This is a genomic window from Rhizobium sp. SRI_017, assembly GCF_057586295.1.
Window position 1 is genome coordinate 410,025 of sequence record NZ_JBYCZP010000001.1, and the last position, 25,002, is coordinate 435,026.

General features: G+C 62.9%; 26 protein-coding genes. 6 read left to right on the forward strand and 20 right to left on the reverse strand.

What is annotated here, in order from left to right:
- Positions 1–40: 40 nt before the first annotated feature.
- The 5 genes from AC2YI2_RS02020 to AC2YI2_RS02040 all read right to left on the reverse strand — a co-directional run bounded on the left by AC2YI2_RS02020 (position 41) and on the right by AC2YI2_RS02040 (position 4,557).
- Positions 41–343, reverse strand: a complete 303-nt coding sequence (locus tag AC2YI2_RS02020) for an addiction module antidote protein (RefSeq protein WP_487384746.1) — start codon at positions 341–343, stop codon at positions 41–43.
- Positions 340–678: a type II toxin-antitoxin system RelE/ParE family toxin gene (locus AC2YI2_RS02025; protein ID WP_487384747.1), complete on the reverse strand. Its 339-nt coding sequence runs from the start codon at positions 676–678 to the stop codon at positions 340–342. Before AC2YI2_RS02025 ends, AC2YI2_RS02020 begins: the two co-directional genes overlap by 4 nt.
- 36 nt (positions 679–714) lie before the next feature.
- On the reverse strand, positions 715–1,407 hold the full coding sequence (gene hisG, locus AC2YI2_RS02030; protein ID WP_487384748.1) for an ATP phosphoribosyltransferase: 693 nt from the start codon (positions 1,405–1,407) through the stop codon (positions 715–717).
- On the reverse strand, positions 1,404–2,525 hold the full coding sequence (locus tag AC2YI2_RS02035; RefSeq protein ID WP_487384749.1) for an ATP phosphoribosyltransferase regulatory subunit: 1,122 nt from the start codon (positions 2,523–2,525) through the stop codon (positions 1,404–1,406). The genes hisG and AC2YI2_RS02035 overlap by 4 nt, the downstream gene beginning before the upstream one ends.
- Before the next feature lie 280 nt (positions 2,526–2,805).
- Positions 2,806–4,557, reverse strand: coding sequence for a histidine--tRNA ligase (locus AC2YI2_RS02040; RefSeq protein WP_487384750.1), 1,752 nt, complete (start codon positions 4,555–4,557; stop codon positions 2,806–2,808).
- A 151-nt stretch (positions 4,558–4,708) separates the two neighbouring features.
- On the opposite strand from AC2YI2_RS02040, the gene AC2YI2_RS02045 reads away from it, so the two are divergent.
- Positions 4,709–5,152: a GyrI-like domain-containing protein gene (locus tag AC2YI2_RS02045; RefSeq protein WP_487384751.1), complete on the forward strand. Its 444-nt coding sequence runs from the start codon at positions 4,709–4,711 to the stop codon at positions 5,150–5,152.
- The gene (locus AC2YI2_RS02050; RefSeq protein WP_487384752.1) at positions 5,115–5,852 is read left to right on the forward strand and encodes a hypothetical protein; all 738 of its coding nucleotides are present in this window, start codon (positions 5,115–5,117) and stop codon (positions 5,850–5,852) included. The genes AC2YI2_RS02045 and AC2YI2_RS02050 overlap by 38 nt, the downstream gene beginning before the upstream one ends.
- 3 nt (positions 5,853–5,855) lie before the next feature.
- On the opposite strand, the gene AC2YI2_RS02055 is transcribed toward AC2YI2_RS02050, so the two are convergent.
- Positions 5,856–7,103, reverse strand: coding sequence for an MFS transporter (locus AC2YI2_RS02055; protein WP_487384753.1), 1,248 nt, complete (start codon positions 7,101–7,103; stop codon positions 5,856–5,858).
- A 200-nt stretch (positions 7,104–7,303) separates the two neighbouring features.
- On the opposite strand from AC2YI2_RS02055, the gene AC2YI2_RS02060 reads away from it, so the two are divergent.
- A complete protein-coding gene (locus AC2YI2_RS02060; RefSeq protein WP_487384754.1) occupies positions 7,304–8,302 on the forward strand; it encodes an aldo/keto reductase in 999 nt (332 codons plus the stop codon).
- Positions 8,303–8,304: 2 nt separating this feature from the next.
- Here the strand turns inward: AC2YI2_RS02060 and AC2YI2_RS02065 are convergent, their stop codons facing one another.
- The 5 genes from AC2YI2_RS02065 to AC2YI2_RS02085 all read right to left on the reverse strand — a co-directional run bounded on the left by AC2YI2_RS02065 (position 8,305) and on the right by AC2YI2_RS02085 (position 14,400).
- Positions 8,305–9,153 (reverse strand): MOSC domain-containing protein, encoded by an 849-nt coding sequence (locus AC2YI2_RS02065; protein ID WP_487384755.1) that lies wholly within the window; start codon positions 9,151–9,153, stop codon positions 8,305–8,307.
- Positions 9,150–9,800 (reverse strand): HD domain-containing protein, encoded by a 651-nt coding sequence (locus tag AC2YI2_RS02070; protein WP_487384756.1) that lies wholly within the window; start codon positions 9,798–9,800, stop codon positions 9,150–9,152. The genes AC2YI2_RS02065 and AC2YI2_RS02070 overlap by 4 nt, the downstream gene beginning before the upstream one ends.
- A gap of 56 nt (positions 9,801–9,856) precedes the next feature.
- Positions 9,857–12,715 carry a DUF2339 domain-containing protein gene (locus tag AC2YI2_RS02075; RefSeq protein WP_487384757.1) on the reverse strand — a complete coding sequence of 953 codons (2,859 nt, stop codon included), beginning with the start codon at positions 12,713–12,715 and terminating at the stop codon, positions 9,857–9,859.
- 342 nt (positions 12,716–13,057) lie between these two features.
- On the reverse strand, positions 13,058–13,783 hold the full coding sequence (gene recO / locus AC2YI2_RS02080) for a DNA repair protein RecO (RefSeq protein ID WP_487384758.1): 726 nt from the start codon (positions 13,781–13,783) through the stop codon (positions 13,058–13,060).
- An 11-nt stretch (positions 13,784–13,794) separates the two neighbouring features.
- Entirely contained in the window at positions 13,795–14,400 is a 606-nt protein-coding gene (locus tag AC2YI2_RS02085; protein WP_487384759.1) for a DNA-3-methyladenine glycosylase I, read from the reverse strand.
- 192 nt (positions 14,401–14,592) lie between these two features.
- Here AC2YI2_RS02085 and AC2YI2_RS02090 point away from each other — a divergent pair, with 192 nt between their 5' ends.
- The 3 genes from AC2YI2_RS02090 to AC2YI2_RS02100 all read left to right on the forward strand — a co-directional run bounded on the left by AC2YI2_RS02090 (position 14,593) and on the right by AC2YI2_RS02100 (position 17,051).
- On the forward strand, positions 14,593–15,330 hold the full coding sequence (locus AC2YI2_RS02090; RefSeq protein ID WP_487384760.1) for a L,D-transpeptidase: 738 nt from the start codon (positions 14,593–14,595) through the stop codon (positions 15,328–15,330).
- A 157-nt stretch (positions 15,331–15,487) separates the two neighbouring features.
- Positions 15,488–16,192: a L,D-transpeptidase gene (locus AC2YI2_RS02095; protein WP_487384761.1), complete on the forward strand. Its 705-nt coding sequence runs from the start codon at positions 15,488–15,490 to the stop codon at positions 16,190–16,192.
- A 202-nt stretch (positions 16,193–16,394) separates the two neighbouring features.
- On the forward strand, positions 16,395–17,051 hold the full coding sequence (locus tag AC2YI2_RS02100) for an outer membrane protein (protein WP_487384762.1): 657 nt from the start codon (positions 16,395–16,397) through the stop codon (positions 17,049–17,051).
- Between the two features lie 15 nt (positions 17,052–17,066).
- Here the strand turns inward: AC2YI2_RS02100 and AC2YI2_RS02105 are convergent, their stop codons facing one another.
- The 9 genes from AC2YI2_RS02105 to AC2YI2_RS02145 all read right to left on the reverse strand — a co-directional run bounded on the left by AC2YI2_RS02105 (position 17,067) and on the right by AC2YI2_RS02145 (position 24,990).
- Positions 17,067–17,510 carry a hypothetical protein gene (locus tag AC2YI2_RS02105; protein ID WP_487384763.1) on the reverse strand — a complete coding sequence of 148 codons (444 nt, stop codon included), beginning with the start codon at positions 17,508–17,510 and terminating at the stop codon, positions 17,067–17,069.
- Positions 17,511–17,513: 3 nt separating this feature from the next.
- Positions 17,514–17,972, reverse strand: coding sequence for a hypothetical protein (locus AC2YI2_RS02110; RefSeq protein WP_487384764.1), 459 nt, complete (start codon positions 17,970–17,972; stop codon positions 17,514–17,516).
- Positions 17,957–18,418, reverse strand: coding sequence for a hypothetical protein (locus AC2YI2_RS02115; protein WP_487384765.1), 462 nt, complete (start codon positions 18,416–18,418; stop codon positions 17,957–17,959). Before AC2YI2_RS02115 ends, AC2YI2_RS02110 begins: the two co-directional genes overlap by 16 nt.
- Positions 18,419–18,421: 3 nt before the next feature.
- The gene (locus AC2YI2_RS02120; protein WP_487384766.1) at positions 18,422–18,865 is read right to left on the reverse strand and encodes a hypothetical protein; all 444 of its coding nucleotides are present in this window, start codon (positions 18,863–18,865) and stop codon (positions 18,422–18,424) included.
- Positions 18,866–18,915: 50 nt separating this feature from the next.
- On the reverse strand, positions 18,916–20,214 hold the full coding sequence (gene glcF / locus AC2YI2_RS02125; protein ID WP_487384767.1) for a glycolate oxidase subunit GlcF: 1,299 nt from the start codon (positions 20,212–20,214) through the stop codon (positions 18,916–18,918).
- Positions 20,215–20,222: 8 nt separating this feature from the next.
- Positions 20,223–20,630 (reverse strand): hypothetical protein, encoded by a 408-nt coding sequence (locus AC2YI2_RS02130; RefSeq protein ID WP_487384768.1) that lies wholly within the window; start codon positions 20,628–20,630, stop codon positions 20,223–20,225.
- Positions 20,630–21,823: a glycolate oxidase subunit GlcE gene (gene glcE, locus AC2YI2_RS02135; protein WP_487384769.1), complete on the reverse strand. Its 1,194-nt coding sequence runs from the start codon at positions 21,821–21,823 to the stop codon at positions 20,630–20,632. The genes AC2YI2_RS02130 and glcE overlap by 1 nt, the downstream gene beginning before the upstream one ends.
- A gap of 256 nt (positions 21,824–22,079) precedes the next feature.
- Positions 22,080–23,516 (reverse strand): FAD-binding oxidoreductase, encoded by a 1,437-nt coding sequence (locus tag AC2YI2_RS02140; RefSeq protein WP_487384770.1) that lies wholly within the window; start codon positions 23,514–23,516, stop codon positions 22,080–22,082.
- An 85-nt stretch (positions 23,517–23,601) separates the two neighbouring features.
- The gene (locus AC2YI2_RS02145) at positions 23,602–24,990 is read right to left on the reverse strand and encodes a DUF6880 family protein (protein ID WP_487384771.1); all 1,389 of its coding nucleotides are present in this window, start codon (positions 24,988–24,990) and stop codon (positions 23,602–23,604) included.
- Positions 24,991–25,002: the final 12 nt, after the last annotated feature.

Consider the following 25,002-nt stretch of genomic DNA (forward strand, 5'->3'; position numbering starts at 1 on the left):
AACTAAATCCATATGATGGTGGAGCGAGGCTGGAGGCGGGCTATTCTGCAGGCATCACCGTGAAGCGAAGTCCCATGGCCGACAGCATCTTGGAGACGGTCTCCAGCTGCGGCTTTCCTTTTTTGGAAAGTGCACGATAAAGATTCTCGCGATTCAGCTGTGCGTGTTCCGCAACTGCGCTAACGCCGCCTTCCTGCGCCTTGGCCACGTGACGAAGTGCCTCCTGGAAAAGCTCGATGTCACCGTCCTGCAGGATGTCGGCGAGATAAACAGCTGCATTTTCCGGGTCTCGTAGCAACTCATCGCGATAACCGAAATCGAAGGGTTTGCTCGGTGAAATCATGGCTCTTTCCTTCGCAGATAATCCGCCAAATAGTCGGTGGCTTTGGCGACCGCCCGATCTTGATCCTGCTTCGTGGATCCAGCGAGGAGCAGGATGATTGTCTGTCCGACGATACTGAAGAAGACACGGTAGCCGGGGCCAGAATGCTCCCGGAGTTCGAAGAGGCCTTTGGCGCCTTTGATCTCCTTCCAATCACCCAAGTTGCCGCCTTGCGCTCGCAAGAGACGCGCCGTCAGCTTGGTTTTCGCCTTCTTGTCCCTCAGATCTTCCATCCAAATCTGAAACGGCGCGATGTCGTCAGCCGTTCGATAGACTTCAATCTCGTATCTCTTCATGATTCAATGTAGCTCACGCGCTACACTAAAGCAAGACTACAGCGCCGCCTTCACCGCCGCGACGATCTCCGCGATCCGCGCATTGCCCTCGTGCTCCGCCTTTCGTGCCCGCACCAGGCAGGCCTCCGATTTCAGCACCACGCCATCCGAAAGGATCTTCAGGTGATTTGCCCTCAGCGTCGAGCCCGTCGAGGTGATGTCGACGATGATGTCGGCCTGCCCGGCGGCCGGTGCCCCCTCGGTGGCGCCGAGGCTTTCGACGATGCGGTAGAGCTGGATGCCGTGCTGGCTGGAGAAGAACCGCTGGGTGAGGCGCCAGTATTTGGTGGCGATGGCGAGGCGGCGGCCGTGGCGGCTGCGGAAATCAGCGGCGACGTCGCCGAGGTCGGCCATCGTGTCGACGTCGAGCCAGATCTCGGGCACGGCGACAACGACATCGGCATGGCCGAAGCCGAGGCGGACTGAGAATTCGGCCTTCTCGTCGGCCTCGGGAAGATCCTCGCGGACGAGGTCTTCGCCGGTGACGCCGAAATCGACGGAGCCCTGGCCGATCTCGCGGGCAATCTCGGAGGCCGAGAGGAAGGCGATCTCGACATCATCCATGCCCTCGACGCGACCGCGATAGGAACGATCATTGCCGACGGCCACGATCTTCATGCCTGATCGTTCGAAGATTGCGGTTGCATCGTCCTTCATCCGGCCCTTGGAGGGGAGCGCGATGGTGATCATGCGGCGCTCCTCAGGGCTTGGATGCGGTCGAGCCAGAGCGAGAAGCCGACCGCCGGGATGGGTTCGGCAGCGCCGAGCAGCGTCAACATGCGGTCGAACCGGCCGCCGCCGGCCAGCACACGGTGGTCGTCGCGCGGCGTCACCTCGAAGACGAGGCCGGTATAGTAATCGAGCGGACGGCCGAAGGCGGCGCGCCAGGTGACGGTCGAGAGTTCGACGCCGATATTGGCGAGTGCGGCGACACGGGCATCGAAGCGGTTGACGGCTTCGTCGAGCTTAAGGCCGGAGCGGCGCGCGAAGGTCGCGAGCACATCGGGCGCATATTTCAGGCTGACGCTGAGCGAGAGGAATTCGCGGAGCGCCTCGAGTTGGGCCGGCTCGAGTGCGGTCGCGGCGATGACACGCTTTTCCTTGAGGCGGCGGGCGATTTCCGAGGGAGAGCGGCTGGCATTGGTGGAGTAGCCGGTCGCCTGCATGATGCCATCGATGTGATCGACCAACGCGGCTTCATCGCCTGCGGTGAGCAGTGCTTCGACCTCGGCGCCGAGACCGGTGGCGGCTTCGGCATTGGCAAGGCGATCCATGAGTTGGTCAAGCTTGGAGGCCTCTCCGAAGGCATGGATCAACCGGCGCTGCCAGCCAGAAGGCAGACCTAGCGCAGCAACCACGGCTTCGAACACCGACTGGTCGCCGATGGTGACGGTCAGCGCACGGCCCGGCAGCAGCGCCTTGAGGATCTGGACGGCATCAGCGATGGCCCGGGCATCGGCACTGGCGACGTCCTTGGTGCCGAGATCCTCGATGCCGGCCTGGAAGAATTCGTTGGCACCGTCGCGGCGCTGGCGGAAGACCTCGCCGAGATAGGAATAACGCTTCGGCGTGCCGGTCGCGGTCTCGATATGGCGCAGGCAGACGGGGATGGTGAATTCCGGCCGCAGGCAGAGGCTCTCGCCGGTCTCGCTCTCGGTGAGGAAGATGCGGCGGCGCAGGTCCTCGCCGGCCATGTTGAGGAAGGGCTCGGCGGGCTGGATGACAGGGGTGTCGACGCGCTCGGTCTTGAGGGTGTCGAAGAGAGAGAGCAGTTCTGGGGCGAAGGCGGGGGCGTTGATCAGGGGCATGGGGTGGCTCCTGCGCTCGATGCTCCGAAACCCCTCACCAACTTTGGCCAAGGGTTCACTTCATTCACCTGGCCTTCGTATCCTCTCCCGCAAGGGGAGAGGTAGAGTCGCGGCACCACCTCGCCCGTCCACATCGTCGAGTTTGTGGTCCGAGGGCGCGGCACATTTACCTCTCCCCTTGCGGGAGAGGATACGAAGGCCGCGGGAGGCGTAGCCGAGCGCCTGGCCGGAGTTGGTGAGGGGTTCGACGCCCTATTCGCGAAGAATCCAACCGCCAGCATCAGCCCGACCGCTTCCTGTCCTCGGCCTGCGCTGCAAGCATCTCGCGCACCCGCTCGACCAGTTCGCCCTCGGGCACCGACACCTGCGCCACTCGGGCCTCGCGCCAGGCAACATTGTCCGTGATCTCGCCCGAGAGGCGCTTGCCTTCGATCAGGTCCTTGATGATGACCACTGGAGGCAAGGCATTGCCGGCTTCGTCGACGGGATTTCTCTCGTTGCCGCCCTGGATGATCGCGAGCGGGGAACCGCGGCGGTCGGCATATTTCAGCTGGTCACCGAAATTCTTCTTGTTGCCCTGGTACATTTCGGCGCGGATGCCGGCGTGGCGGAGTTCTTGGACCATTTTCTGGTAGCGGCCGAGGCTCTCGGTGTCGCGGTCCATGACGCAGACGACGACGGGGGCGAGGACTTCGTCGGTGCCGAGCTTGCCGAGATTCTTCAGCGCCGTCATCAGGCGCGAGACGCCGATGGAGAAGCCTGTGGCCGGGACAGGCTGTCCCATGAAGCGGGAGACGAGACCATCGTAACGGCCACCGCCGCCGACCGAGCCGAAGACGACCTTTTCGCCTTTTTCGTTGGTGACGTCGAATTTGAGCTCAGCCTCGTAGACCGGGCCAGTGTAGTATTCGAGACCTCGGACGACTGAAGGGTCGATTTCAATCCGATCCGCATCGTAGCCTGCCGACCCGACGAGCATGGCGATTTGTGCGAGCTCATTCAGCCCCTCGATGATCTTCGGATTAGGGTCGAAGATCAGAGCGAAGATGCTCAGTGTGTCTAGGTTGAAATTGTTATTGAGGCTTTCCGGCACATCAACGAGCTGCCTAAGCGGCTCGAATTTACCCTGCAGCCGCTCCGTCTTGCTCGGATCACTCCCGCCGTGATGCTCACTTACAATGAGATCTGCCCACTCCGATTGCGGATGGGAAAAAGGCAGAAAGTATCCGTCCACCTTGTGATCGAGAGCATTGCTGTGGCGAATTCCTCCAAGAGTTTCCTTGAAGCGCACGAATTCCATCAGCAGTGCGACTTGCTCCGCACGAAGCCCCGCACCTTTCGTGAAATCGCCGGATTCATCCTTGCGACCCGCTCCCAATAGAAGCTCGACCCCTTCCGGGCCGAACTTGTCCAGTTTGTCGATGGCGCGCAGGACCGCCAGGCGTCGCCCGGCATTCTCCTCGCCTGCGAGATCGACGGCTTCCATCACTCCGTCGAGGAGCTTCCGGTTGTTCACCCGGATCACATAGTCCCCGCGCTTGATGCCCAAGGCTTCGAGCGTATCGGCCATCATCATGCACATCTCAGCATCCGCCTGCACACCCGCGGCACCCACCGTATCCGCATCGAACTGCATGAACTGGCGGAAGCGGCCGGGGCCGGGTTTTTCGTTGCGGAAGACATAGCCGGCGCGATAGGTGCGGTAGGGAAGCTGGATGTCCTGGAAATTCTCCGCGACGTGGCGGGCGAGCGGCGCGGTGAGGTCGTAGCGCAGGCTCATCCACTGCTCGTCGTCGTCCTGCAGCGAGAAGACGCCTTCGTTCGGGCGGTCGCTGTCGGGGAGGAACTTGCCGAGCGCGTCGGTATATTCGAAGAGCGGCGTCTCGACCGGGTCGAAACCGTAGCGCTCGTAGACCTCGCGGATCTTCGCCGTCATCTCGTTGACGGCGCGGATGTCATGGGCCTCGCGATCGACAAAACCGCGCGGCAGGCGCGCCTTCAGCTTCTGAGGTTTCTTCTGCTTGTCGCTCATGAGATTTGCCCGGGGAAGGTCTACTAAAATTCCGGTTTGCTCTAACGGATTGAGACTAAAGCGGCAAGCGGCTTGACGGTGTGTCTGAGGTGACAGGCCGGACCCGGCTCACTAGGATGCGCGCTTCGCATCGCTTACCCGGAATGAGAGAATGATCGAAACGATTGAACTGCCCGAACTCGTCATCATCGGCATGATGGTCGAGGCGCCATGGCAGGAGCTATCGACAAAGGTGCCGGCGGCGTGGCGCGAACTGTTTGCAGCGGATACGGGTGCCACGGCTTTTCTCGAAGCCTCGCTCTCGGTCGAGGACGGTATCTATCGCGAGATTGTCGGTTATCTCGGGGCGCAAAAGTCCGAGGTGCGCGCGGAAATGACCAAGGTGATCATTCCCGGCCAGCGCTATCTGCGGCTCATCCATGACGGGCCACTGGCAAATATCGGCCAAGGCTTCGGCGCTCTGCTGGCCCATGCCAAGGCCTCGCGGCTCAAGGTGACCGACATGAAGCTCGACTTCGGCTACCTGCCGGGGCTGCCGGATGGGCGACACGAGCTGCATGTCGCGCTGGCGCCCGCGCCGCTGCGGCTGGTGTGATGTCCGGATGATCCTCGAAGCGCTGAACTTTGCCGCGACGTGGGCGATCTCCCGACGCCGGAAGGCGGCGGAGATCAACTCCTCCGTCCGGCTCTGGGCGCGTGCCGGACGCTGCGGCCGGGATTGGTCGGAGCATGAGGCGAAGTGCAAGGCATTCGTGCGGACGCATTTGCCCGAGCGGGGTCGGGTTGCCGTCGTCCTCGGGTCCGGGTTGTTGCGCGATGTGCCGATCGATGCGCTATCCAAGGCTTTTCGCGAGGTGCGACTCTACGATCTCCAGCATCTCGCAAGCGTGCGGCTCCGGGCGCTCGCGAAAGGACTGCACAATCTGCATTTCCTGCAGCGCGATCTTTCCGCCGGGCTCGACTTCCTGCGCGACGATCCGGAGATCGACCTTGTGATTTCGGCCAACCTGCTCTCGCAGCTCGGGGTGGCGGCAGAGATGATCGGAATGGATGCGGCGACCGTCCTTGCCGCGCATCTCGACGGGCTGCGCTCAGCGCCGGGCCGGAGATTGCTGCTGACCGACACCAGTTTCGAATTGCTGCTCAAGAATGGCGAGGTCGCGGAACGGCACGACCTGATGCATGGCACGAATCTGCCGCAGGCCGAGGCCGCTTGGCCCTGGCCGGTCGCGCCCTTTGGTGAGCTGGATCCGGCCTACAAGGTGGTGCACCGGGTGGTGGCAATCAGGCTCTAGACTTCATTCCGCCGGTGCGAGCACCGGGCGACCCGGGACCAGCGACTCCTTGATCGGGAAATGTACCACGGCAGCGAAGATGCCGAGCGCCACGCCGATCCACCAGACCGGGTCGTAGGTCTTGAAGTGATCGTAGAGATAGCCGCCGAGCCAGACGCCGAGAAACGAGCCGATCTGGTGCGACAAAAAGACGATGCCGCCGAGCAGGCCGAGATGGCGGGTGCCGAACATGATGGCGACGAGGCCATTTGTCGGCGGCACGGTGGAGAGCCAGAGCAGGCCCATGACCGCCGAGAAGATGATGACCGATGCAGGCGTGATCGGCAGCAGCAGGAACAGCGTCACCGCGATCGAGCGGCCGATATAGATCAGCGCCAGGAACCAGGGTTTTGAATAGCGCTGGCCGATATAGCCCGCCGCGAGCGAGCCGATGATGTTGAAGCCGCCGATCAGCAGCATGGCGACGCCGCCGACCCAGGCCGGGATGCCGATGTCGAGCAGATAGGCCGGGAAGTGGGCGGTGATGAAAGCGACCTGGAAGCCGCAGACGAAGAAGCCCGACGTGAGCAGCAGATAGGAGCGGTGGCCGAGCGCCTCGCTGAGCGCCTGGCCTGCCGTCTGCTGGAACTGGGCGGCACTCTGGGTGCCGGACGAGGAATTGCCGCGAAGCGCGATGGCGAGGAAGGGGATTGCGGCCATCAGGCCGGCCATCACCATCAGGGCGCCCTGCCAGCCAAGGCCGGAAATGAGGGCGATGGTGAGCGGGGCAAAGACCATCATGCCGGCGGAACCGGCGGCGGTGGCGATGCCGAAGGCCATGGAGCGCTGGGCGGGCGTCACATTGCGGGCAAAGGCCGAGAGGATGACGCTGAAGGAGCCCGCCGCGACGCCCAAGCCGCACAGGATGCCGCCACCGACATGGAGCAGGATCGCGTTTTCCGGGGCTGAGGCGAGCACGGGCGAGGACATCAAGAGCAGGCCGGCGGCATAGAGCGCGGCCGAGGCCATGAGCACCTTTGCCGTGCCATATTTGTCGGCCATCGCGCCGAAGAAGGGCTGGCCAAGGCCCCAGAACAGGTTCTGGATGGCGATGGCGAGACCGAAGGTTTCGCGGCTCCAGTGGGTGTCGGCAAGCAGCGGCAGCTGGAAGAAGCCCATGCCCGATCGCGGACCGAAGGTGATCATGGCGATCAGGGAGCCGCAGATGATGATCATCCACGGCATGGCATCTTTGCGGCTAACGGCGTTCATGGGGTGTCCTCGACTTGAGGGCCGAATTTACGTCAGCCATGAACAATCGAAAAGCGTGAAAAATTGATAGCAGAAATAAAGGCGCCTGATCGTTGGACGTTCCCTTATTTTTCATTGGCGAAAAATGCTTCGCGGAATTGGCGCTACACCCTTTCGTCTCTGGTGGGTAACCTGCGACCCGCAATGTGGGAGATAGGAAGATGACAGCCACCCAGACGACGATAACGCTTTGGGACGGGAAGACGATACCGCGACTCGGCATGGGCTGCTGGGCGATCGGCGGCCCCTTCTATGCCGGTGACGTCCCACTCGGTTGGGGCGAAGTCGACGACAATGAATCGATCGCGGCGGTGCATCGCGCGCTCGATCTCGGAATCCAGTTCTTCGACACGGCATCGAACTATGGCGCGGGGCACTCGGAGGAGGTGCTGGGCAGGGCGTTGGAAGGCCGGAAGGATGTGGTGATCGCCACCAAGTTCGGCTTTGCCACCGATCCGGCGACCAAGCAGGCAACGGGTGCTTTCGCGGACGAGGCTTTCGTTCGCGCCTCGGTGGAGACATCGCTCAGGCGGCTGAAGCGGGAGCGGCTCGATCTCCTGCAGTTTCACCTCAACGATTTCGATCCGGTGGGCTCCGACGCAGTCTTCGACGTGCTGGAGCGGCTCAAGGCCGAGGGCAAGATCGGGGCCTTCGGCTGGAGCACGGATTATCCGGATCGCGCCGACCGGCAGGCCAAGCGCGAAGGTTTCGTGGCGATCCAGCACAATATGAACGTGCTGTCGCCGGCGACGGAACTGCTTGCGGTGATCGAGAGGCACGGGCTGATCTCAATCGATCGCGGTCCGCTCGCCATGGGGCTGCTGTCGGGCAAGTTCTCGACCGACAAGACAATCGGCGAGAAGGATGTGCGCGGCGCGGCACTGGATTGGATGGTCTATTTCAAGGACGGCCGTGCGGCGCCGGAATTCGCGCGCATGCTCGATGCCATCAGGGAATTGCTGCGCGCCGAGGGGCGGACGTTGTCGCAGGGCGCGCTTGCCTGGCTGTGGGCGAAGTCGGCGCGGACGCTGCCGATCCCGGGCTTCCGAACCGTGGCACAGGTCGAGGAAAATGCCGGCGCGCTCGACAAGGGGCCACTGCCGAAAACGGTTGCTGACGAGATCGACTCGGTGCTGAGGAAGACCGCGATCGCAGCCTGAGCCTATCTAGGTCTCACTGGCCAGCCCTCGGGCCGCTGCTCGATCACCGATACCGGATCGCCAATCTTGATCGATCCGCAGCTTCGCGGCACGGCGTTCCAGCCAAAGAGCACGCCCGGCACGCGGCGATCCGTGGACATACGGAGCTTGCGCATCGCCGGCATCGGATCGGGGCCGCCGCGTTCGCCGGTTAGCTGGTCCTGGGTGGTCATGATGCAGCGGGCGCAGGGTTTGACGAGATCGAAGCGGATTCCGGCGATGTCGACGGCGCCCCAGAAGTCGTCCGCAAAGGGTTCGTCGTGGTCGATGACGATGTTGGGGCGGAAGCGTTCCATGCCGAAGGTCTGGGCGCCCTCCTCCATCGTCGCCTCGTTGAGCAGACGGAGCGAGCCGGTGGTGGTGATCAGAACCGGATAGCCGTCGGCGAAGCCGGTCACGACGCCATCCCCGGCCCAGTCCGGATTGCACAGGCGCTGCGTGATCTCGTCGGCATGGACGAGCTTCACCGGCTGGCCGAGCCAGTCGCTCAGCCTGGCATTGATCCGGTCGTCAGCGATCGCGGCCGTGACATGGCTGTTCCAGACCTCAACATCGATGCGGCGAGCGGGATCGAAAGTGACAGAGAGGCCGCCCTCCTCGCCAGCTTTGGTCAGATGCAGCACGCCATCGCTCTCGACCGCAGTGACCTGTGCCAGCGCCTGCAATTCGCGCTGGGTGATGAACTTGCCGGTTGGATCGGTCACCATGTAGCGCCGGTCGCCTTCGAGGCCCCAGGCGCCGACGTCGGAGGAATCGAGATCGATCACGCGGGCGCTTTTCATGGGGTAGATGTGCAGCGAATGGACCTTCATGAAATTTCCTCGAGGAAGAGATCGTAGAATTGTTCGAGCCGTTCGTGGCGTTCCCGGGCGAGCTTGGCGCCGGTCGCGGTCTGGAAACCATCGGCAAGCTTGAAAAGCTTGGCCGGGAAATGGTCGATCGAGTAGCGCTTGTCGTCGATGGCGCGGTGCTCGGCCTTGGGATCGGCGGGATCGTAGAGTTCCGAGCTCAGGCGGCCGGCGACATAGAAGCAGCGGGCTGCGCCGACCATGCCGATGGCGTCGAGACGATCGGCATCCTGCAGGATCTTTGCCTCCAGCGTCTCGGGCGGGATGTTGGCGGAGAAGGAATGGGTGAGGACGGCATGCGCCACCGCCACGACCTTGACCTCCGGCCAATCGAGATGGCGGAGAATTGCGGAAGCCTTTTCGGCGGCAAGCCGCGAGGCCTGGGCGCGGAGCAGCGAATTCTTCTCGACTGCGACGCAATCATGCAGCAGCACGGCGGCGGCCAGCACCGCGCCATCGCCGCCTTCGACAGCATGGATGCGCATGGCATTGCGGAAGACGCGCAGGATATGGGCGAGGTCGTGAGAGCCATCGGTCGTGTCCGCCGCATGCGGCAGCAGGTCGACAGCGATGGCTTCATACGGTGTGAAGGATTGGGCGGTGACCGCCATCGCGATTCGTCTCCGGTTTAGGGCCGGAACCTAGCGAGCGATCACCATCCGCACAATCAGGCTTGCGCCTCACGACTTGGCTCCTCGGCTTTTTCCTCCTTCGCCAGCCCCAGCAGCGCCTTCTGATAGAAGCGGCCGATGCCGATAAGCGCCACGCCGAGACCGAAGAACGACAGCGCGCGATAAAGGCCTTCGAGGTTCGACATGTCGATCAGGAAGACCTTGATCACGGCGATGAAGACGAGGATGGCCGAAGCGATGCGGAGTGCGGTCGAGCGGAAGCGATAGCCCGCCGCGAGGAGCGCTACGCCGAGCAGCAGCCAGACGACCGAGTAGGTGTAGAGCTCGGATTGCAGGAAGCCCTTCCAGTCCGAGATATCGGCGCCGTGATAGAAGCGGCGCACCGACAGCGTGACATAGGCGAAGACCAGAGCTGCACCCGTGAGTGCAAGTGCGATCACATAGTGCTGTGGCCGGCGCGTGTTGGCCATCCATGCGGCACCGGCATAGGCGATGCCGGGCAGCAGGTAGGCCAGCAGCAACAGGTTGAAGAACGGGATCGCGCCCGTTGTCTCCCCGGTGAAGTAGGGGTTGAGCGTCAGCATATGCGCGATGACGACGGAGGCCATCGAGAGGTAACCGACCGCCATGGAGCCGGTGCGGAAGACGATCGAGGGGCGACGGAGGTCGATGCCCATGAGCGTCGCGGAGGCGCCGACTGCGAGCAGCGTGTAGATCGCCTGCTCGGCCAATGTCGGGACGTCGCTTGTGAGCACGCCCTTGTTCATGGCGTGGCGGACGAGGATCGCGATGGTGAGCAGGGTGAACAGGCTCGCCAGTGCTTCGAGCACGCTTCTCAACCTGCCATCGGCGCTATTGCGCGTCAGCCATGCCGAAGCGATCAACAATGCAGCAGGGATGCCGTAGCCTGCGAGCAACTGGTTGAAGACCGGGGTCACCGACAGGCTTTCGGGGCCGACGATGGTCGGCTCCCAGGCGATGCGCCCGGCGACAAAGATCGCGCCTGCGACCATGGCCCAGGGCAGGATCGGCCAATCCTTGACGCGCTGGGCGTTAAGATAGGCAAAGCCGAGGACAGCCGCGCCAATCGTCGTCCAAATACCATTGGTCATGACGATCAGCGCGAGGAGGAAGGCAGCGAAGGACGCGGCGACGAGCAGGTCGCGGTTAATCTCGAAGCGACCCTCGCGTTGTGCCTCGCCATAGAAGGCGTAAGCGCCGCCGAGGAACAGGGCACCGAGCAAGACGGCATAGAGGCCATGTTTGATATCGAATTGGTAATTGCCGAAGAAGAAGAAACTGATGCTTGCGAGCGCGAGCGGCGTGACAATACCGATCACCAGCCATGCGCGGACAAATTCCACATGCGACGCGCGGCGGAGATGCGTCACTACGAGGCTAAGCACCGCCAGCATCATGCCCAGGCCGAGCGCCAGCCAGATCACGAGATTCGGGTCGGTATAGGTGAAATTCTCGGCCGACTGGAAGCCTGGCGAGGCCGTCGCGATGGTGAGCACGCGGATGCCGCCGAAGGCACCCAAGGCCGCAAAGATCGCGGGATAGATGGCATAGGTGCGGAAGGCGCCGAAGAGAGCGAGGGCCGCGATCAGGACCGCGAAGCCGAGATAGTAATAGCCGGTGCTCGGCATGTCCGGTGCGTTGAACACCGTAGCGACGATCATGCCGCCGACTGCAGCGACGAGCGTGCTCGCCATGTGCCGCGGCAGAAAGATGTGGCCCCAGGCTGATTTTTCACGCGGGGCGCTTGCCGGCAGCGGACGGCCGGCGGAATCGAGGCGGACCACAGGCTGCTGGGTTTGAGGCTCGGGTTCGAGAGCGGCAATCCAGTTACCAGGCCAGATGAAGGCAAGACCGGCAACCATGATGAGCATCGGCAGCAGAACCGGCATCACCTCGAATGGTGTCTCGGGGCGCGATGCGACCAGATAAAGGAAGCCCCAGATCGAGAGGCCGGCATTGGCGAGCGCCGGCACGACGCGCCACGACTGGATCTTGGACGCGAGGGTTGTTGCGACCCAGACAAGCGCCAGGAAGCCGAACAGCGCCCAGGGCCGGGGGCTGGTGGATGCGACCAGGAGCGGCGTGGTGAAGGAACCCAGCAGGCCAACCCCTGCCAGCGCCTGGCCATATAGCATCGAGAGCCCGATCGTCATGAAGGAGACGAGCGCCAGCAGGATGAATGCTGTGGTGGGGCCAAAGAAATTGTAGAAGCCGTGGGCGACATAAATCGCGCCAAAGAGCGTCAATGTACCAGCCGCGGTCAGCACGCCGGGAATCATCGCATGCTGGAAGGCGTTGCCGCCGATCGGCGTGTCGCGCCGGCGCAGGAACTCGCCTGCGGCCACCAGCAGCAGGCCGAAAAGCCCGGCCGCGGAGAGGCGGACCTCCGGGCTGAAGAAGCCCTGGTCGATCGAATATTTGACGGCAAAGATGCCGGCGAGCGCGAGTGCCACACCACCGACCCAAACGGTCCACTGCGCGGCGATGATGGATTCGAGGCTCTGCTTCGGCTTGGCGGGCGCCTGCTGCGCGGCCGGCTCGGTCCGGGCGCTTGCTTCCGCCGGCGCTTCCATGGCCGCGACCGGTTCTTCGGCTGGCTCCTGTACGGGGGCTTCGACCGGCTCGGATGCGGCTTCGGCCGCCACCGCCTCAAGCTGCTGTTCCGGGGCGGACTCGAGCGATGTCGGCTCCGTCGTGGTCTCCTGGCGAATGGCTGCCTCTCCAGGAGGGCCAGCGGAACGCAGAGCTTCGAGGCGCTTCATCTCGAGCGTGAGGGCAGCGAGTTCGCTTTCCATCCTGTTGCGCACGCCGCGTGCAGTGGAAAGCCCCACGATCGCCAGCACGATCGCGATCATCGACAACAGTTCGAACATTATGCCACGCCTTGCCCCCGCGCACCCGGCGCGACTTGAAACTTGCGAAGAGACGTTTCGCCGCCATGTTTTATTTGGCGTGTTGTCACACGCCCGTTGCAGGCGCGTCGATAAAACGTCGCGTCCGATCCCTTCTCCCACTCCGAGGGGATCATGGACCAGTTTGACGGGCGCGACAATGCCGCCTCCCAGCGGACGCATCGGCCCGCCCGTCGGCCTCTAGCAGCAAGGCGGCGGCAAGATCGCCTGATCCTGACCGAGGGGCATGATGCCCTGCGACCGCCTGCCGGACCTTCTCCCCGATCCCTGCCCCGGGGAGAAGGGCTGGTGGAGCTGCTTTAGCTAAAGGCCCTCCAGCACCGCTCTTATGAACCCATCCCGCGCCGTGCCCACTTCCAGCCCGCGCGGCTCATAGACGTGGCGGTCGAGGAAGTAGCGGGTCATGCGGAAGGCCTCGTCGAGGCTGTCGCGGGTAGCGGCTTTTTTCGAGCCTTCCTTGAGGAAATCGGGCAGGCGGAAGAGCTTGCTCTGGTAGGGCAGACCTGCATCGCGGCTGACGGCGCGGCCGGATTTCGGCGAGACGAATTCGAGGTCTTCGCGGCTGCCGGTGGCGGCGCATTCGGCGAGGTCGAGGCCGAAGCCGAGGTCGTTGAGGACGGCAAGTTCGAAGCGGACATAGAGTTCACCGGCGCCGGATGCCTCGCTCAGATGGTCGAGCACGATGTTGAGCATATCGAAGAGATGCGGATGCGGATCGCGCTCGGGCAGAAGCCGGAGAAGAGACGCGAGCGCCTGGACGCCGTGCAGGCTCGCGGCATGTTCCATCAGGCTCGCGGCACGGAAATTGATGGGTTCGGCGGAGAAATTGCCGAGATGTTCGTCGAGCCGTGCGCGCCAGGTGAGTTCGACCAGATTGCCCGGTTGCAACACCGGCAACATGGTGCGGGAGCGGCCATTGCGCATGAGGCCGAGATGGCGGCCGCGGGCATGGGTCATCACTTCGGCGATGACGCTGGTTTCGCCATGCCGCTTGATGCCGAGAATGATACCCTGGTCACGCCATTCCATATGCTGGGAGACTAACGCATCGCCGCCGCCTTTGCACGGCAGAAGCAGCCTTCGAGATGATCGTTGACCAAGCCCATGGCCTGCATGAAGGCGTAGACCGTGGTGGGGCCGACGAAGGTCCAGCCGCGCTTCTTGAGGTCCTTGGAGAGGCGGATCGAGGCCGGCGAGGTCGGATTTGCGCGCAGCCAGGTGAGATCGATGCGGTCCGGCCGTTCGCCAGCCTGCGGGGCGTGGCTCCAGAAGAATGTGTCGAGCGAACCGAATTCCTGTTTCAGCTCGATCGCGCGTTTCGCATTGTTGATGGTCGAGACGATCTTGCCGCGATGGCGGACGATGCCCTTGTCGGCGAGCAGGCGCTCGATATCGGATTCATCGAACTTGGCGACCTTCTCGACATCGAAACCGGCGAAGCCGGCGCGGAAGGCATCGCGCTTGCGGAGGATCGTCAGCCAGGAGAGGCCCGACTGGAAGCCTTCAAGGCAGATCTTCTCGAAGAGCCTGGTGTCATCATGGACAGGGAAGCCCCATTCGGTGTCGTGGTAGCGCATGTAGTCCTCGAGCCCGCCATGCCAGTGGCAGCGCGTCAACCCGTCGTCTGATGTCATCAGACCTTCCATCAAATTCCTCCGGAATCGCTTCTTTTTGAGGGATTTACCATCCCATAACCATCTTTCAAAACCCGTCAGTAACCCTGACAAAAGGTTCATGCATCGATTAAGGTTTTCATGACCACCCGTTTACCATTCGCTTGGCGAGACGGGCGCATGGTCGGGGCATCACGTTCATTGGATTAGTAGAGAGTTTTCCCGATGTTCAGGAAGTCCCTTGTTCTCGCATGCGCCTTTGCCTTGTCTGCCGTCTCGACCGAAGCCGCCGAGCGCTACAAGGTCATCCGTCCTGTTATCATCGAATCCGGCATTGCCGGCGAATGGATGATGCAGCTCAACGGGCCGGTGCGTGCCCGGGTCGTGCGCCGCGTCGCGCGCCAGCCGGTCGTGCAATATCGCCAGGCCCGCCGCAAGGGCCTGTTCGACGTCCAGCCGGTGCAGCAGGTGGCCTATCGTGCCGAACAGCCGGCCGCAGTGCAGCTCGACCCGAAATACCTGCCTCAAACGGTCGATTATGAGACCCAATATAAGCCCGGTACGATCGTGATCGATACCAACAACCGCTTCCTCTACCTCGTTCTGGAGGGCGGCAAGGCGCGGCGCTATGGCGTCGGCGTCGGCAAGCCGGGCTTCGAATGGGCCGGCGAGCACAAGATCACCCGCAAGGCGGAGTGGCCGGACTGGCATCCGCCGAAGGAAATGATCGAGCGCGAAGCGGCCAAGGGCCATTTCCTGCCAGCCCATATGGAAGGCAGCGAGGCCAATCCGCTCGGCGCCCGCGCCATGTATCTCGGCTCGACGCTCTATCGCATCCATGGCACGAACGCGCCCTGGACAATCGGCTTCGGCGTATCGTCAGGCTGCATCCGCATGCGCAACCAGGATGTCGTCGATCTCTACGAACGCGTGAAGGTGGGCACTCGCGTCATCGTGATTTGAGTGCTAAGTGGCTGCGCAAGGCGGCCGCATTGTCACGGATTCTTCCGGCAAACACACGAATGTGAACGCATAGGCGGGGCGCGTGACACGTCCCGCTTCTTGTAAATCTCGGGGAGTGCGATACCGTTTTCGCACGAGGTAACTAGGGGAATAGAGTATGGGCAAGTTCAGCAGCGTGTTTCTTGCGGGCGTTGTCGCCGCGTCGACGCTCCTCACGGCCGAAGCCAACGCTTTTTCGCGCAACTCATCTGTCGCCACGGCTTCGGACAATCCGATCGTCAAGGTCGCGATACAGAAGCAGCCGGCGGCCAAGTATCGCCGCAAGGTGGTCCGTCTCGACACGGACGAGAAGCCCGGCACGATCATCGTCGATACCAACAACAAATATCTCTACCTCATCGAGGGCAACAACAGGGCAACGCGCTATGGCATCGGCGTCGGCCGCGATGGCTTCGGCTGGTCGGGCGTCATGAAAGTCCAGCGCATGGCCGAATGGCCGACCTGGATCCCGCCCAAGGAAATGATTGCCCGTGAACGGAAGAAGGGCCGCATCCTGCCGCCGAAGATCGAGGGCAAGGAAAACAATCTGGAGAACCCGCTCGGCGCGCGCGCCCTCTATCTCTACAAGGGCAGAAATGATTCGGGCTTCCGCATCCACGGCACGAATGAGCCCTGGTCGATCGGCCTCAACATGTCCTCCGGCTGCATCCGCATGATGAACAAAGATGTCGTCCATCTCTATTCCCGCGCCCGAATCGGCGCCAAGGTCATCGTCGTCGGCCCCGGCAACCGCCAGGGCAAAGTGCGCTACGACGACAAGGGCGTGGATGTCCTGCGCCAGCTTTTCGCATCCTTCGAATAAGCCGCATCAGCACGGCACTTCGATCCCGGGGCTCAAAGGTCCCGGGATTTTTGTTTGAACAGGCGGCCATGTTGCATGGATCCAACACTGCGTGATGTAATTGACGCCGCCGCATCTCGAAACTTTTCCCTGCAGTCGAAGCACTCTATTTCTAAGCGCTTCGCGGGCATACGCGGCGCGCGGCGGTGTCAGGGATTCTTCGATGTCACGATTTCGCATTGGTACGGTTTTCGGTCTCATAGCGCTTCTCGCGTCTTCCAGCGCCGCACTGGCAGACCCAGCGCTTTCGATCTATGGCGGCTGGCAGACGGCACCGCATAGCGGCGTCGACGTGACGGGCGGACCGCACTTCACGGCCGGCTGGGACGGCAAGTCCTTCGAATTTCCGCCCTATTGGGGTGTTCGCGGCACGTGGTGGCTCGACGAATGGGGTTACAGCGATTTCGGCATCGCGCTCGATTACAGCCATTCCAAAGTCTATGCGCGCGAATCGACGCTCAACAAGAGCGGCTGGACGCATTTCGAATTCACCGACGGGCTCAACCTCGCGACCGCCAACTTGCTCTATCGCTTCAAGGGCGACCGCGACTGGACGCCCTATCTGGGCGTCGGAATCGGCGCGAACATTCCGCATGTCGAGGTGACACGCGCCTCCGGCAAGACCTCGGAGTATCAGCTCGGCGGCGTGACCGGCCAGACGCTTATCGGGCTGGACTACAGGTTCACGGACAATGTCTCCGCCTTCACCGAGTGGAAGTTCAACTACAGCCACATCAATGTCGATATCGACTCGGGCGACAAGCTGAAGACCAACATCATCACCAACGCGATCAATTTCGGCATCAGCTACAATTTCTGACCCGCCAGATTCCAATCAGTCGGCGCCGCACTCGATCTTGCCTTCCTTGATGATAAAGGCCTCGTCACCGCTGTCCGCGGTGATGCGGAGCTCGTAAGTGCCTTCATAGGGCCCTTCGTCGATGGATTTGGTAACGACCGTCAGCATCACGGCCGTGTTGGGATCCGTATTGTTTTTCTGGATTTCGAGCAGGATGCCTTCGCGACCAATCCACCGCTGGGTCAGGTTCTTGTCCTTGATATCGAAGCTGGCGAGATGCGTCGGCAGCTTGCCGAATTTGGTCGTGAGGCTGCCGGCAATGTCGAACCACCCGCCGGTTCCGTCGCGGCTCATCACGGCCTTGAAGTCGAATTTCATGTTGGCGTCGTCGTGATCGCACCAGACGCCGCCCGTCGCATGCGCAAGCGAGGGCAGGCTGCAGAGGCCGAGGCAGATAAGGGAGCGAAAGAACAGGTTCATGCGTCAACCCGCCGAACAGGCGACCTTGCCCGTCCTTGAAAAGAGAGAACCGTCGGACGGGCCGATGACGAGCTTGTAGGTGCCTGGAAACTCTATGTCGTCGGGTGTGGTGCGCTTGGCATTGATCTCGAGCACCATGTCGGCGCCCTCCCGCTCCTTGTAGATCAGCACACGGAAGTCGTCGCCGCGGACCCACTGCTGCTGGAGCACCGAGCCGTCCATGTCGAACGTCCAGTTGCCCGGCGGCCGCTTCGGGTCCGTGAGCTCGATGCTGGCATGTGACTGAAAAATCTCGCCTGTGCCGCCATAGCTGTAGAGCCCTTCGAAGAACAGTTTGAGCCCTGGCTCCTCGATCGAGCAATCGGCATTGCCAGTGGCATGGGCCGTGAGCGGGCTCATCAGCGCGAGAAGCCCGGCGGCGGCAATGTGTTTCCAGTTCATCATCATCAACCCGCCGAGCATCCGACCTTGCCTTCCACGGTGAAGGCCTCCGCGCCATCGCCGACCGGCTGGACCGTCAACGAGTATTTCCCGTCATAGCCGAAATCCTCTTCGGGCGGCTTGGTCGCCTCTATGATCAGTTTGACCGAAGCGAAAGGCACGCCATCGCCCGTGGTCTCGCGATAGAGCATCAACTTGACATCATTGTCGCGAAACCATTGCTGCTTGAGGTCGGTCTCCTCGAGCGTCATCTTCTGCAGGGCCTCGTAGGTGCGCTTGTCCTTCGATTCCAGGACCCCGCGGATCTGGAACAGGCCGCCGATATCCGAATAGCTGAACAGCGACTCGAATTCGAGTTTGACATTCTTGTCGTCGATACCGCAACCGAGGCCACCGGTGGCGGAGGCGATACCAGGCAAGGCAGCGAAGCCGGCCAGCAGGGAGAAGAAGGCGATCGTCTTTTTCATTGCTCAGTCCATCTTGCAGGTGATGTTGCCGTCACGGCCAACCGGCTCCTCGGAGGCATAGCGTCCGGCAATCGAGAAATCGTAAGTGCCCTGATACGTGAACCCGTCGTCGTCCCGGGTGGTATGGAGTGCGAACTGCACCGAACCATCGCGCGTCGGAATGCGGAAATGGAGGTTGAAGTCGCGGTCATAGAACCATTGCTGAACGAGATACCTCGGCCTCAATGCATGTTTCTGCTCCGCGATCTGGCTGCCGGCACCCTTGATATCAAGGACGCCCTTGACGCCGAAAAGCGGGTTTTCCCCGGTGTAGCTGAAACCGGCCATCACTCTTGCCGCCGCATTCTCGTCATCGAGGATGCAGATGATCTTGCCCCGCTCGTCTGCCGTCGCGCAGAGCGGAAAGAGCGCGATCACGATCGCCAGAATTTTGCCTGATGGTGTCATATGTCCCGTCGAACCCTGGGGTTTGCCAGAACACGGATGATGGCACGGTTTTATTTCAGCTTGGACGGCTTTTTGCCGCCAAAAGCCCAATTGAGCAGCTCTACGGTGTGGACGACGGGAATCCCGGCGGCGCTGCCGATCTGGGTGATGCAGCCGAGATTGCCGGCGGCGATGACATCGGGCTTGAGCACCTGGATGTTTCGCACCTTTCGCGCCTTGAGCTGGTCGGCGATGTCGGACTGCAGCATGTTGTAGGTGCCGGCCGAGCCGCAACAGAGATGACCCTCGGCCGGCTCCTTGACCGCGAAGCCTGCACGTCGGAGCAGCGACTTCGGCTGGATCGTGACTTTCTGGCCATGCTGGAGCGAGCAGGACGCGTGGTAGGCCACCGTCACACCACGCGACGGCTGCTCCGGCAGGTCGAGAGTATCGAGGAATTCGGTGACGTCCTTGGCGATGTCAGAGACGCGCTTCGCCTTCTCGGCATAGGCGGGATCGTGGCGGAACATATGGCCATAATCCTTGATCGTCGTGCCGCAGCCCGAGGCGGTGATGACGATGGCGTCGAGGCCCTGCCCGTCCATTTCGGCGATCCAGGCGTCGATGGTGCCTTTGGCGGCCGCATGGGCCGGCCCCTCGTGGCCCATGTGATGCCGGAGCGAGCCGCAGCAGCCCTCTCCTCCAGGCAGCACGACCTCGACCCCGAGATTGGTGAGCAGTTCGATGGCCGCCTCGTTGATGCCGGGGTCGATGGCGGGCTGGACGCAGCCGGTGAGCATGGCGATGCGCTTGCGGCACGGCCCCTTGGCCGGGAACGTGCCCGGTTCGGCGAAGCGCGTTTTGGCCGGCAGCGATCTCGGGGCGAGTTCGAGCATGGCGCCGAAGGCCTTGAGCGCGGGGACCTTCTTCAAGATGCCGGAAAGGGGCCGGCCCAGCGCGGCAAGGCGCATGGCCAACCGGAAGCGGTTCGCCGAGGTCATGAAGTAGGCGAGCAGCGCGCGTTGCAGCCGGACCATGGCGGGACGCTTGTGGGTGCGCTCGACATGGACGCGGGCATGGTCGATCAGGTGCATGTAGTCGACGCCCGACGGACAGGTCGTGGTGCAGGCGAGGCAGGAGAGACAGCGATCGACATGGAGCGCCGTAAGGGCATCGGCCGGACGGTCATTCTCCAGCATCTCCTTGATCAGATAGATGCGGCCGCGCGGGCTGTCGAGCTCGTTGCCGAGTGTGACATAGGTGGGACAGGTGGCGGTGCAGAAGCCGCAATGCACGCATTTGCGGATGATGCCCTCGGCTTCCGCAGTTTCGGCATTGGCGAGCTGGGCGAGGGAGAAGTTGGTTTGCAAGGTTGCTCCTAGCGGACGACGCCGGTCTTCATCGCCATTTCAACATAGTGCTTGTCGGCATCGCTGATCCGCGCCCGGGCGAGGATCGCCTCGCCGGCAGGTGTCAAGCCGATCCAGTTGCTGCGCGGCGGTCGGGCGATATTGTCGCCGCTCGAACTGCGTGTGAGGATCATCTGCTTCTTGCGGATCAGCGCCCGCATGTCGTCGGTCAGCGGCGGGTCATTGCGCCAGCCGATCCTCAGCTGTCCGCCGCAGACTGTCGCCACGTACCAGAGCAAGGCAAGCTGCCGCCGGCCGGCGGATGGATGAACGACCGGCGTGATGGCCGCGAGAAGACGCCGCTGATGTTCGGATTGTTTCAGAGAGGCCGCATAGTCCGCCTCCCAGCGCGGGCTGGATCCTGCCAGGCGTCCCATCAGGTCATCCTCCCCGGATTGAACATGCCCGCAGGATCGAATTTCTCGCGGATGCGGGCCGAGAGCGCGGCGACGGCCGCTGCCTCCGGCTGGAAGGCGGGGATGGAACGCCGCGCGTCTTCGCTGGCACGGACGAGTGTTGCATGGCCGCCGGCTTGCTTAACCAGATCGCGGACGAGGTCCGCTTCCGCGCCAGCTTCCATCCTCAGCCACAGCAGGCCGCCCTGCCAGTCGAGATAGCCGTCGACGCCGGTCTGCATGCGCATGGCGGAGAGGATGTGGTGGCCCTTTGAGGGGGCGGTCGAGACCCGCCAGATCGGGCGCTCGCTGCCGTCGGCGGCGAAGGGATGGACGTCACGGATTTCTCGCCAAAGCGACGTCGTCTGTTCGTGATCGAGTTCGGTCACCGGGGCGATGTCGGCGAAAGCCTGGGCGAGTTTGGCCGCACGCTCACGCACCGAGAAGGCGAGACCTTCGAGCCGGAGCACGGTTGCTGGGCCTTCCGGCAGGTGGCCGCTGATGAAGCGACCGACACAGCTTTCCGGCAGATGGGCGGCGCCGGAGACTTCGACCGTCATCGCCATGGCATGAGCCATCGCCTGGGTGGCCAGTGCCTCGTCCAGCCCCGACAGAACCAGCGTGACGGATGTTTCCGGCAGCGGCAGGACCTTGAACGTGAGTTCGGTCATGACGCCGAGCGTGCCATGCGAGCCGGCGAGAAGCTTGGGCAGGTCGAGGCCGGTGACATTCTTCATCACCCGTCCGCCGCCCTGGATCGCCTCGCCGAGACCGTTGACGAAACGGACGCCGAGCAGATGGTCACGAGCAGCGCCGGACTGGACGCGACGCGGGCCGGAAAGGTTGCAGGCGAAGGCGCCTCCGATAGTGGGTTCGCCCGCGCTGCCCATCAGGGCGCCCCAGTCGGCGGGCTCGAAGGCGAGGCCCTGGCGGTGTTCGGCGGCGGCCGCGATGATCTCGGCCAGCGGGGTGCCGGACTTGGCGGTCATAACCATTTCGGCGGGGTTGTAGGCGGTGATGCCCTTGAGTTCTGAGGTCGAGAGGACTTCGGATGCGTCCATGGGGCGGCCGAGGCCGACCTTGGTGCCGCCGCCGCGGATTTCGAGCGTGAGCTTGCTGCGCGCGGCGGTGCGGACGAGATTGACGACGTCGGTTTCGGTGTGGGGGGTCAGCATGGGGTGGCGATCCCTGTGCTGAGCGGGGCACACGCTTCTGCGCTGGCGAGAAGCGAGATACTCCCCTCTGCCCTGCCGGGCATCTCCCCCTCATGGGTGGAGATCCGATGGGGCACGCTGGCCACACCTTTCAACCGTTTTTCAAGATGTTCAAGACGTTTGTATTGAGCGATGTCGGCGCGTCTGACGAATCTCCCCCCTTGAGGGGGAGATGCCCGGCAGGGCAGAGGGGGGTATGCCGCGAACTCCATCACTCTCATTCCACCCGCCCCTCGAGCGGAAACACCTTCGACGGGTTCATGATCCACTTCGGATCGAACGCCGCCCTTAGCCGCATCTGCTGCGCCAGATCCGCTTCCGCATATTGATGTCGCATCAGGTCGCGCTTCTCCACCCCAACCCCATGTTCACCGGTCAGGCAGCCGCCGTGATCGACGCAGAGCCTGAGGATGTCGTTGCCGGCTTCCTCGGCGCGGGCGCTCTCGTCGGGGTCGTTGATATTGTAGAGGATCAGCGGGTGCATATTGCCATCGCCGGCATGGAAGACATTGGCGACGCGCAGACCGTGGCGGGCGACGATGTCGTAGGTGCCCTGGAGGACCGCGACGAGCTCGGAGAGCGGCACGGTGCCATCCATGCAGATGTAGTCGGCGATGCGGCCGGTAGCGCCGAAGGCGGATTTGCGGCCTTTCCAGATCGCCGCGGCCTCCATGGCCGACTGGCTTTCCTTGACCGTCTGGACGCCATGGCGGCGAGCGATGTCGATGATGCCCTTCAGCATCTGGTCCATCTCGGTCTCGGAACCCTCGACCTCGACGATCAAGAGCGCGCCGGCATCCATCGGATAGCCGGCATGGGCGAAGGCCTCGCAGATCTCGATCGCCGGCTTGTCCATGAACTCGATCGCCACCGGGATGATGCCGGAGCCGATGATGTCGGAGACGCAGGCCGCGGCGCCCTCGGCCGTCTCGAAGCCGAAGAGGACCGGGCGCGCGCCTTCGGGCTTGGCGATCAGCCGGACGGTGGCCTCTGTGACGATGCCGAGCTGGCCCTCGGAACCGCAGACCACGCCGAGGAGATCGAGGCCGGGCGCGTCGAGATGCTTGCCGCCGAGCTGGATGGTCGTGCCGTCGAACAGCACAAGTGTGACCCCGAGGAGGTTGTTGGTCGTCACACCATATTTCAAACAGTGGGCGCCGCCGGAATTCATGCCGATATTGCCGCCGATCGTGCAGGCGAGCTGCGAGCTCGGGTCAGGCGCATAGAAGAAGCCGTCGGCGGACACGGCGTCGGAGATCGCGAGATTGGTGACGCCGGCCTGGACGGTTGCCGTGCGGTTGGGGAAATCGACTTCGAGGATCCGGTTCATGCGGGTGAGCGCGATCACCACCGCGTCTTCCTGCGGGATGGCGCCACCTGAAAGCGAGGTACCGGCACCGCGCGGTACGACCGGGATGTCGTAGCGGGCGCAATATTTGAGGACGGCGGCGACTTCCTGCGTCGTGCGCGGCAGAGCCACGGCGAGCGGCAGGCGGCGAACGGCGATGAAGCCGTCGGTCTCGAAGGGCACGAGCTCCCTGGCATCGCTGACGATGCCTTCGGCGCCAAGCAGATCCCTGAGATCGCCGACGATGATGTCACGGCGCGCGAGCACCTTCTGGTCGGGCGGCAGGAATGCCATGCCTGTGGTCATCGTCTCCTCCCTTGGCGCCGCGATGAAGCAGCATGCCGCACTTTCGCGTTTTGGCCGCCTGCGTCAACCGCCGTGATATCGGGCTTCATAGCAGTTCCCGTGGAATAAGCTGCCAGAAAGCGGGTCTACGGCCGTGCTTCTCCCTCAGGTCAGCGACATAGCCGGCGTGGCGCTGGTAGGGGAAGTCGGCGCCGAGCCTCTCCTGAAGCTCATGCAATACAACGAAATAGGCTGCGCCATCCAGGTAGGCATCACTGTTGCCGCGCCGGAGGATATCGTCGAGCGATATGCGGTAGAGCATCGTCGCCGCAACAGGATAGTCGGCCGACAGGGCATCGGCGGCCTCGACCAGGATCCCGGATTGCCGGCCATCCCATTTGCCGAGATGGCGTAGCACATGTTCGGATGCCAGATCGAGACGGGGCCATTTAACAAGGAAGTCCAGCGTTTCATGGATCCGGGGGCTGCCGGCGACGACGGCGAAGGCCTTGTCGGTCTCTTCGAACTCGGCGAAATCGTCGAGCTTCGAAATGTAGGTGCGGAGAATTTCTGGCCGAAGCGTCCGCTCGAACTCCTTCCAGCGGATCGCCTGGGCGTCGGTCTTCTGTTTGAGCGCGTCGAGAATATCCGCCTCAAGCAGCCGTGGGGGCTGAGCAGGAGCCACGACTGCGTCGTCCTTCTGCGTGAGGCGCATCGTGGCAGCAGGCTTGCGCACCCATTCGAGCGCCTCGGCATGACGCTTTGCGCCATGCAGCATCCGGGCAATCATCTGACTGTCCCGGCGCTCCTGCGGCTTCATCTGTTCCAGCTCGATATAGGCGTCGAAATCAGCACTGTGTAACGCGAGCGTCTGGAGATAGGCCACCGGTTCCGTGTTTCGCCAATGAGCGGCCTTCTCCGTCGGGCTCTTGAGTTTTCCTCTTAGAATCGACCTCCAGGCATCGGCCGCGGGTCTCTGCATCCCGCAAAGGATGTCCAGAAGCGCCTCCCTGAGATTTCCATCGTCGTCACCGACCCTCGCTTTTTCCAGCACCGCGACGGACCTGACCTGCTCGTCACCATCGAGTTTCAACGCGGCTTCGACAAGACCGTCTCTGGCCTCGTCCAGTAGCTTGGCGAGCCTCGCTCCGCCATTGCGCGCGCGTTCCTCGATCACGGCGCCGACATCAAGGAACCGCAGGATCCGTTCAAACGCCGCATAGCGATCAAGGCCCGCGAGTTCCGACGTGATGGTCTTGAGCAGGCCGCGCAATTCGATCGAGAGGGTATTGGCCCTGGTCGGCGAGAGATAGCCACGGCTTTTCTGAAGCGAATCGAGTTTCGTGTCGATGAGACGTGCCACCTCGCCCGCGCCGGCGCCCCCGGCGAGCGCTGCGAGCAAACGGCTTTTCAGCGCCTTGTTGAAGGCCGCTTCGTCGAGGAGAATTTCAACGAGCTTATCCAACCCGAGGCCGGTCAGGCCGGCTTGGTCCAATCTCGCTTTCGC